Below are 8,572 nucleotides of genomic sequence, written 5' to 3' on the forward strand. Positions count from 1 at the left end.
GCCTTCCGGACGCAATGCCATTGCCGGGCCACCCGCATGCAATAGCTTGCCAGAACCAGGCAGCGAGAGGCCGGCGGCAAGCCGGTCCGAAGAGGAGAACCAATGCCAAATCATCCGAAGCTCATCGCACTCGCCGTCATGCTTGCGGTTCCCGGGCGCGCCTTTGCCCTCGAGGACAGCTACCTGCCGGCCGACAAGATCCCCTATGTGGCGGAAGTACCCGACCAGCCGCATCGTCTTGGCCCATTGTGGGGCGAGCGGGCCAAGGGTCCGGCAGGCACGTTGCTGAAGGTTCCCGGCAACTGGCGCGCACCGGTCCATGCGCACACCGCGGATTACCGTGCGGTGGTCATAAAGGGGATGTGGGCGCACTGGCAGATGGATGGCGGCGAGGCGACCAAGGTCGAACTGCCTCCTGGATCCTACTGGACCCAGAAAGCCAATGAGATGCATGACGACGCCTGCGTCTCCGACACGGAATGCGTGATCCTGCTGATCAACGACACGCCCTACGAAACCTACTTCCAGAAATAGGCTGGGATGCGGCTACGAGGCGTGACGCAAGCTGACGCCGCTGCCCTTGTCGAACAGCACCACCTTGTCGGGGTTCCAGGCAAAGCGCACCGCCTGCTCGATGGCGACGTCGGTCCTGGCCGGCACGGTTGCACGCAGTGTCGCGTCGCCGACGCGCAGCGTCAGGATCTTTTCGACGCCGTGGTTCTCGACGTCGTGGACACGCGCCTCGACCGGCGCGCCGCTCTCGAGATAGACGTCCTCGGGACGAATGCCGAAGACGAGCGGGCGACCGTCGGTCGCCCCGCCCGCTTTGGCTCCCCCTGAAAAAGGCAATTCGAAATTCAGCGGCGCCATCACCGCGCGGCCGTTCACGAGCTTGCCGTCGATGAGGTTCATCGGCGGCGAGCCGACGAAGCTCGCCACATAGGTGTCGCGTGGATTGTTGTAGATCTCATGCGGTGTGCCGGTCTGGACGATTCGGCCATGGTTGAGCACGCCGACCTTGTCACCCATCGACATCGCCTCGATCTGATCGTGGGTGACGAACAGGAAGGTGGCGCCGAGCTGTATCTGCAGGTTCTTCAGTTCAGTCCGCAGCGCCTCGCGCAGCTTGGCGTCGAGCGCAGACAGCGGCTCGTCCATCAGGAACACACGCGGCTTGCGCACGATGGCGCGGCCGATCGAGACGCGCTGCATCTCGCCGCCGGACAGCCGATCCGTCTTGCGGTCGAGCAGATGCTCGATCCGCAGCGTACGGGCGGCACGGTCGACACGGTCCTTGATCTCGGCGTCGGGCAGCCGGCGAATTTTCGGCTTCAGCGGGAATTCGAGATTTTCGCGCACCGTGTAGCGCGGATAGAGCGAATATTGCTGCAGCACCAGCGCCACGTCACGCTCGGCCGCACCCCAGTCGGCAACGTCGACGCCGTCGATGAAGACCTGGCCTTCGCTGGGCTTCTCCAGGCCGGCGATAAGCCGCAGCGTCGTCGTCTTGCCGGCGCCCGTCTCGCCCAGCAGCACGAAGAACTCGCCATCGGCAATATCGAGATCGAGCCCGGTGAGCGCCGTGTGGTTGCCGAAGGTCTTCGAGATGTTCTTGAGCTGGATATGGGCCATCAGAGTCTCACCTCAAGCGACTTGCCGCTTGCCTTGTCGAAGAAATGCGCCTGGGTCGGGTCGATCCTGGCGAAGACCCTTTCACCGGGTCCGGCAACGAAGCCGCTCTTGGTGCGGGCCCGCAGCAACTCGGTTCCGACCTTGAGATCGACGATGTCGAAGGAGCCGAGCGGCTCGACGATATGTGTGTCGACAGGCACGAAGCCCTCGGTCGCCTCGCGCCGGATGAGCACGCCTTCCGGCCGTATGCCAAGCGCCAACTGGCCGCCGGCATGGCCGTTGAGCTTCGACAGCAGGGCTCGCGGGAACTCGAAGCCGGCGGCGGCTCCACCGACCGTCACCGAAACCGAGGACGTCGTCTCGGCCACCGCCGCATCGGTGACATTCATCACCGGGCTGCCGACGAATTGCGCCACGAACAGATTTGCCGGCTGCGAATAGACCTCGTCGGGCGTGCCGACCTGCTGCAAGACGCCTGCGTGCATGATGACGATGCGGTCGGCCAGGCTCATGGCCTCGATCTGGTCGTGCGTGACATAGATGGTGGTCGAGCCCTGCTTGATGTGCAGCCGCTTGATTTCCGCGCGCATCTCCTCGCGCAGCTTGGCGTCGAGCGCGCCGATCGGCTCATCCATCAGCATGGCTTTCGGCCGCCGCACCAGAGCGCGGCCAATGGCGACGCGCTGCATGTCGCCACCCGAGAGCGCCGACGGCTTCTTGTCCAGCAGGTCGGTGATCTGCAGCGTCTTGGCGACGGAGCGCACCTCGCTGTCGATCTCCGTCTTGCTCTTGCGCGTGGCACGCAAGGGGAAGGCGATGTTCTCGTAGACGCTCATATGCGGATAGAGCGAGAACGACTGGAACACCATGGCGATGTCGCGATCGGCGGCCTTCAAATGCTGCACCGGCTTGCCGTCGATGAAGATGTCGCCCTCGTCGATGGTTTCCAGCCCGGCGATGGCGCGCAGCGTCGTCGTCTTGCCGCAGCCCGATTGGCCGAGCAGCACGATGAACTCGTTGTCGGCGATCTTGAGGTTCAGGTCCTTGATGACCTGGACGGCGCCGAAGAATTTCTGGACGCCGCGAAGCTCGATCTGGGTCAATGCTGTGCTCCCGGATTGCGCACCTGGCCGGTGCCGGCCTTCTCCTCGGGCGCGATCTTGGAGGTTACGTTGAAGCCGACGAGCCCGATCAGGATGATGGTCAGGCCATAGCTGTGCAGCAGCATGTTCCAGGGCTGGCAGAGCGCGACGATGCCGAGCACCATCAATATCTGCGACCCAGGTTCAAGGTATTTCTGGTTGAAGGCGCGAAAACTCATTTGCGGATCGCTCCGAAGGACATGCCGCGCAGCAGATGATTGCGAAGCAGGAAGGTGAAGATGGCGACCGGCAGCAGGAACAGGAAGGTTCCGGAGGCGATCACCGTCCAGTCCGGCAGGCCCGAACCGACCTGGCTCGGGATGAAGGGAGGCGCGGTCTGGGCGCGGCGGTTGGTCATGATCAGCGCAAAGGCGTATTCGTTCCATGCGGTGATGAAACAGAACACGGCGGTGGCGGCGATGCCCGTGGCGGCCTCCGGCAGCACGATCTTGAAGAACGCCTCCATGCGCGTGTAGCCGTCGACAAGCGCGGCCTCCTCATATTCCTTCGGAATCTCGTCCATGAAACCCTTCATCAGCCACACGGAGAAGGACAGGTTGAAGGCGGTGTAGAGAATGATCAGGCCCAGATGCGTATCGTTGAGCCCGACTGCCCGGTACATCAGGAACATCGGGATGGCGACCACCACCGCCGGCAACATGCGCGTCGACAGGATGAAGAAGAGCAGGTCCGCTTCCCCCTTCACCTTGAAGCGCGAGAAGCCATAGGCGGTGAATGTCCCCATGCCGACCGCCAACACCGTCGAGGTGATGGCGATGATGAGCGAGTTCAGGAAGCGGCTCGGATATCCCGACCATTGCACCTGGCCCTTGCCGTCGCGCACGATCTTCTCGCCGCCGTCGAACACGACGCGCTCCCACCACGGGGCGGCGGCATATTCTTCGGCCGACGGCGGGCTGCGCAACTGTGAGCGCTTTGTGAAAAGTTTGACGAAAGGCGAGATGGTCGGCTCGAACATCACCGTCGGCGGGATCGTCGTGGCCAGGTTGCGTGGCTTGAACGAGGTCGCCACGATCCAGTAGATCGGCGCCAGGAAGATGATCGTCACCAAAAGGACGGCGACAATAGCGACCTTGTTGAGCGCCCGTTCACCCGAAGTCTGGACGGCCGCCATCTCAGCGCTCCTTAACTTTGTTGAGGTATTTCACATAGATGTTGGTGATCGCCAGCACCATGATCAGCACGATATAGGCAAGCGCGCAGGAGCGCCCCGTCTGCCATTCCTGGAAAGCCATCTTGTAGAGACGGATGGAAATCACCTCCGTGCTCGGCTGCGTCGACAGCACATAAGCAAGATCGAAAGTCTTGAAGGCTTCCATGGTGCGGAAGATGACCGCGATCATCAGGATCGGCGCGACCAGCGGCAGCGTGATGCGGAAGAAGGTATAGAACGGCCCGGCGCGGTCGATCGCGGCAGCTTCGTAAAGATGCTTCGGCACCGCCGAAAGCCCGGCGAGCGACAACAGCATGACGAAGGGCGACCACATCCAGATGTCCGTGAACGCGACCGCGTAGAGCGCCATCTTCGGGTCGCCGAGCCATTGGAATTTGCCGAGGTCGAGCACGTAGTTGATGACACCCCAGGACGGATCGTAGAGCAGCTTCCAGAACAGGCCGACCACCGCCATCGAGAGCATCATCGGCAAGAGCAGCAATGTCGTGATCAGGCCCTTGAGCGGAATGGTGCGATTGAGCAGCATTGCCGTTCCAAAGCCGACGACAACCTGACCGACGACCGAGACGATGACGTATTTCGCGGTCACCGCGAAATTGTTCCAGATATAAGGGTCGCTGAGGAGCTCGCGATAGTTCTTCAGTCCGACGAAATTGGCCGGCGCATTGGTCGATGCGCGGAAGTCGGTGAAGGAATAGCCGAGCGAATAGATCAGCGGAAAGATGTTGAAGACGATCAGGAACACGATCGTCGGGATGATGAAGAGGTTGCGTATCGAAATGTCGCTGAGGCCGCGAGAGGCGGCTCTGGAGGAGGTATTCAGCGGTGTGATCATTGTGGTCGCCAAGACCTGCTCCCATTCCTGAAAAAGAAAACGGAGGAGGCGCAGGCCTCCTCCGCACTACATGTCGGTTATTGGCCGCGGCCGTATTTCTTGAACGTGGCGTCCCAATCCTTCGCCAGCGCATCCAGCATTTCCTTGGCCGTACCATCGCCGTTTACGATGTACGGATAGACACGCTGGTTGAGCTGCTGCAGCAGTTCCGCATACTCCGGCACCGCCCAGAAGTCCTTGACCTTGAACATCGTGTCGTAGAAGGCCTTGTTGTAGGGCGTGGCGTTCTGGAACTCGGCCGATTCCAGCACGGCCTTGTTGCAGGTGTAGCCGCCGAGGGCCGCCCACTTCTTCTGCGTATCGTCCTGGATGAACCACTTCAGGAATTTCATCGCCTCTTCCTTGTTGTTGGAATAGGAGACGACGGAAATGCCCTGGCCGCCGAGCGCGGCGAACTGCTCGCCACCTGGACCTGCCGGGTTGGCGAAGAAGCCGGTGTTCTTGGCGTTCGGGTTCGACGCCTCGTTGATCAACGAGGGGAAGAAGGCGAAGTAGTTCATGCTCATCGCCGCCAGGCCTTCGGTGATGGCCTGGTTGTTCTCGACGAAAAAGGCGTTGGTCCAGCCCGGAGGCGTGAAGCCGAACAGCTTGCGGTAGTTTTCCGCCGCGGCCACCGCCTTGTCCGAGTTGATGATGCCGTCGACCTTGTAGGTGCCGAAGTCGCCGAGCTCACCGCCATACGAGAACAGCGCGTTCTCGAAGCCCATCGCCAGGCCGTCATACTGGTTCTGTGTGTAGATGGCGATGCCGTAGCGGTTCTGGTCGGGCCTGTTGAAGAACTCCGCGATGTCGGTCATTTCCTTGAAGGTCTTCGGAACGGCAAGGTCGTAGCCATACTTGGCCTTGAACGCTTCCATTTCCTTCGGATCCTCGAACCAGTCCTTGCGGTAGGCCCAGCCCACGGCGTCGCCCTCGGCCGGGATCGACCAGTATTTGCCGCTGTTGCCGGGATATTCGGAGTAGAACTTGACCGTCGCCGGAGCCATCTTGTCGAGAACCTTGTTCTCTTTGACGAAGTCGGTGAGGTCGACATAGTGACCGCCCTCGGAGGCGGCACCAAGCCATTGCGAGTCGCCGACGACCAGGTCATAGGCGCTGCCCTTGGCGTTGAACTCGGTAAAGGCCTTGGTCTGGAAGTCGGCCCACGGGGTGGTTTCCACCGTGATCTTGACGCCGGTTTGCTTCTCGTACTCGTTGCCGAGCTCCTGCAGATAGTTTGCGGGATCCCATTCAGCCCAGAAGATGGTGAGTGACTTTTCCTGCGCGTAAACGGACGTTCCGCAGGCAAGCGTTAAGCCGATACCAGCAAGTACGCTGGTCACTAACTTGCGCATAATGATTTCCTCCCTTGTGCGCGTTCTACCTTATCGTGCGAGCCGGCAACGTGGCCGGCCCTGGTAGTTCCTCCCGTGATCGCACCTTTCCGGTTTCGAGCCTCCTCGCCCCGCCGGAAAATGGATCGCAGCCCTCACTTTCGATCCGCTTTTCTGATCCAATCTGGTATTACCAATTTTGCATGCGCGTCAAGCCCTTTCTTGGCAGCTTGACGTGGCCATTTCCATCGGATTACCGCTTTATCTGCCTGTTTTACCAAGATTTTCCTACTCAGTGATATGATCGGGTATTGTCCAATACCCCACCCAACCGCTAAGATCAGTAGTGTGCATGCCAATCTGGTCGAACCAGTTAGGCTCTATTTCACGACTGCCTTCGGATCGAGGCTGCCTCCTTCATCGACCGATTCCGCCACTGCCGCACGCACCAGCGCCCCGGCCGCCCACTGTGCGACCGACATCGTCCGGCGGCTGTCCAGCCCCCAGATATCCTTGAGCACGATCAGCACCTCGACGCCGAAGATAAGCGACAGCGCCTGTGCCAGCCGCTTGAAGTCGCGCGGCGGCAAACGGCCCTTGAGCGGCGCGATCGCATCCTTCAGCAGGTCGATGCGGTGGCCACGCGTAAAGGCGGGCTCACCGCCCAGCGTGCCGGCCTGACGCCGCGCCCATTGATCGAGCGACAGCTTCAGTGCTGCCTTGAACGTAGCCTCGAAGGCCTCGATGCGCGGCATGGCCGTGTCGAACAGCTCGGCGACCCGGCGCTCGGCATCGGCGGAGGTCGATTGCCAGGTGAGGATTGGCCCCAGCCCCTCGTCGACGACGGCCTGCACCAGTGCCGACTGGCTCGGGAAGTAACGATAGGCGGTGGCGCGGGAAACCTCGGCCGCCTCGGCGACCTCGCTGACCGAGGGCGTGACGCCCGCCTGCATCAGCCTTGTTGCCGTCTCCAGCATCAGCCGTTTGGTCCGCGCGCGCGGCCCACGTTCGGGCACTGGGCCGGTTGCCCGTTCAGCCTCGTCGCTCGCAGCGGATTGTTGACGTGAGACATTCATACCAATACGATACGCACGTCTCAAAAATTTGCAATGGCGTCCGCATCGTCGAGTGGCCCGGGCAATGAGCGATGGGGGCGGCATCGCGCCTGCCAGGATTGGGAGAGCGCAATGAAGCGTATCTATGTGGTGGGGACCGCGGACACCAAGGGCGAGGAACTCGCCTTCCTGGCCGATGCAATCACGGCTGCGGGCGCCCTCGTTTGTCGTGTCGATGTCGGAACGCGCGACGCAACCATCCCCGTCGATATCAGCGCGAGGGAAATCGCCGACCATCATCCCGGCGGCAGTGAAACCGTGCTCGGCGGCAATGATCGCGGCGCCGCGGTCGCCGCAATGGGCATCGCCTTCGCCCGCTTTGCCCAATCGCGCAACGACATCGCGGCCATGATCGGCATTGGCGGCGGTGGCGGCACATCGATCGTCACGTCGGGCATGCGCGCCCTGCCGCTCGGCCTGCCCAAGATCATGGTCTCGACGCTCGCCTCCGGCGACACCGCTCCCTACGTCGATGTCTCCGACATCATCATGATGCCTTCTGTGACCGACATGGCCGGACTGAACCGGCTCTCCCGTGTCGTGTTGTACAACGCGGCTCAAGCCATATCAGGCATGGCGGCCAGCCCGGCGCCACCACCCGACGGCAAACCATCGATCGGCCTCACCATGTTCGGCGTCACCACGCCTTGCGTGACCGCCATCGCCGACCAGCTCCGTTCCGGATATGACTGCATGGTCTTCCACGCCACCGGCACTGGCGGCCGCAGCATGGAAAAGCTGGCCGACAGCGGCTTGCTGTCCGGCGTCGTCGACATCACCACGACCGAAGTCTGCGATCTTCTGTTCGGCGGCGTGCTGCCGGCGACGGAGGATCGTTTCGGCGCCGTCGCACGCACGGGGCTGCCCTATGTCGGCTCCGTCGGCGCGCTCGATATGGTGAACTTCTGGGCGCCTTCGACCATCCCGGAGCACTATCGCGACCGGCTGTTCTACGAACACAATCCCAATGTCACGCTGATGCGCACCACGGCGGACGAATGCCGTGCGATCGGCGAGTGGATCGGCACCAGGCTCGCCCGCTGCGGGGGACCGGTGCATTTTCTCATCCCGGAAAAAGGCGTCTCGGCGCTCGACATCGAAGGCGGCGCCTTCTTCGACCCGGAAGCCGACGCCGTTCTGTTCGATGCCATCGAGCGCACCATCAAGCCCAACGGCAAGCGCCGCGTGACGCGCCTGCCGCTGCATATCAACGACCCGGAATTCGCAAAGGCAGCAACAGCGGCCTTCCTCGACATCGCCAGACAGTGAGAGACCTCAAA

Annotated in this window: 9 protein-coding genes; 2 read left to right on the forward strand and 7 right to left on the reverse strand. The window is 62.0% G+C overall.

The annotated features are described in order from the left end of the window. The first annotated feature begins 102 nt into the window (after positions 1 to 102). On the forward strand, positions 103 to 534 hold the full coding sequence (locus EN994_RS08975; protein WP_013529500.1) for a DUF4437 domain-containing protein: 432 nt from the start codon (positions 103 to 105) through the stop codon (positions 532 to 534). Between the two features lie 12 nt (positions 535 to 546). Here the strand turns inward: EN994_RS08975 and EN994_RS08980 are convergent, their stop codons facing one another. The 7 genes from EN994_RS08980 to EN994_RS09010 form a co-directional block, all read right to left on the reverse strand. Continuing rightward, a complete protein-coding gene (locus EN994_RS08980) occupies positions 547 to 1,632 on the reverse strand; it encodes an ABC transporter ATP-binding protein (protein ID WP_013529499.1) in 1,086 nt (361 codons plus the stop codon). Beyond that, the gene (locus tag EN994_RS08985) at positions 1,632 to 2,735 is read right to left on the reverse strand and encodes an ABC transporter ATP-binding protein (RefSeq protein ID WP_063169050.1); all 1,104 of its coding nucleotides are present in this window, start codon (positions 2,733 to 2,735) and stop codon (positions 1,632 to 1,634) included. Before EN994_RS08985 ends, EN994_RS08980 begins: the two co-directional genes overlap by 1 nt. Further along, on the reverse strand, positions 2,732 to 2,953 hold the full coding sequence (locus tag EN994_RS08990; RefSeq protein WP_013529497.1) for a hypothetical protein: 222 nt from the start codon (positions 2,951 to 2,953) through the stop codon (positions 2,732 to 2,734). Before EN994_RS08990 ends, EN994_RS08985 begins: the two co-directional genes overlap by 4 nt. Beyond that, complete coding sequence (locus EN994_RS08995; RefSeq protein WP_013529496.1) at positions 2,950 to 3,909, reverse strand: carbohydrate ABC transporter permease; 960 nt, start codon at positions 3,907 to 3,909, stop codon at positions 2,950 to 2,952. The genes EN994_RS08990 and EN994_RS08995 overlap by 4 nt, the downstream gene beginning before the upstream one ends. Before the next feature lies 1 nt (position 3,910). Further along, positions 3,911 to 4,816: a sugar ABC transporter permease gene (locus tag EN994_RS09000; RefSeq protein ID WP_013529495.1), complete on the reverse strand. Its 906-nt coding sequence runs from the start codon at positions 4,814 to 4,816 to the stop codon at positions 3,911 to 3,913. 65 nt (positions 4,817 to 4,881) lie between these two features. Further along, positions 4,882 to 6,198 (reverse strand): extracellular solute-binding protein, encoded by a 1,317-nt coding sequence (locus EN994_RS09005; protein WP_013529494.1) that lies wholly within the window; start codon positions 6,196 to 6,198, stop codon positions 4,882 to 4,884. A gap of 359 nt (positions 6,199 to 6,557) precedes the next feature. Continuing rightward, positions 6,558 to 7,253 (reverse strand): TetR/AcrR family transcriptional regulator, encoded by a 696-nt coding sequence (locus tag EN994_RS09010; protein WP_013529493.1) that lies wholly within the window; start codon positions 7,251 to 7,253, stop codon positions 6,558 to 6,560. Positions 7,254 to 7,364: 111 nt separating this feature from the next. Between EN994_RS09010 and EN994_RS09015 the strand changes: the two genes are divergently transcribed. Further along, on the forward strand, positions 7,365 to 8,561 hold the full coding sequence (locus EN994_RS09015) for a Tm-1-like ATP-binding domain-containing protein (RefSeq protein WP_063169051.1): 1,197 nt from the start codon (positions 7,365 to 7,367) through the stop codon (positions 8,559 to 8,561). Positions 8,562 to 8,572: the final 11 nt, after the last annotated feature.

Origin of the sequence: Mesorhizobium sp. M7A.F.Ca.CA.002.09.1.1, assembly GCF_003998555.1 — a bacterium.
Lineage (GTDB): Bacteria > Pseudomonadota > Alphaproteobacteria > Rhizobiales > Rhizobiaceae > Mesorhizobium > Mesorhizobium ciceri.

Excerpts from the sequence above, each read along its gene's own strand:
- EN994_RS08975 (WP_013529500.1), top strand. The coding sequence starts at position 103 with ATGCCAAATCATCCGAAGCTCATCGCACTCGCCGTCATGCTTGCGGTT.
- EN994_RS08980 (WP_013529499.1), bottom strand. The coding sequence starts at position 1,632 with ATGGCCCATATCCAGCTCAAGAACATCTCGAAGACCTTCGGCAACCAC.
- EN994_RS08990 (WP_013529497.1), bottom strand. The coding sequence starts at position 2,953 with ATGAGTTTTCGCGCCTTCAACCAGAAATACCTTGAACCTGGGTCGCAG.
- EN994_RS08995 (WP_013529496.1), bottom strand. The coding sequence starts at position 3,909 with ATGGCGGCCGTCCAGACTTCGGGTGAACGGGCGCTCAACAAGGTCGCT.
- EN994_RS09005 (WP_013529494.1), bottom strand. The coding sequence starts at position 6,198 with ATGCGCAAGTTAGTGACCAGCGTACTTGCTGGTATCGGCTTAACGCTT.
- EN994_RS09010 (WP_013529493.1), bottom strand. The coding sequence starts at position 7,253 with ATGAATGTCTCACGTCAACAATCCGCTGCGAGCGACGAGGCTGAACGG.
- EN994_RS09015 (WP_063169051.1), top strand. The coding sequence starts at position 7,365 with ATGAAGCGTATCTATGTGGTGGGGACCGCGGACACCAAGGGCGAGGAA.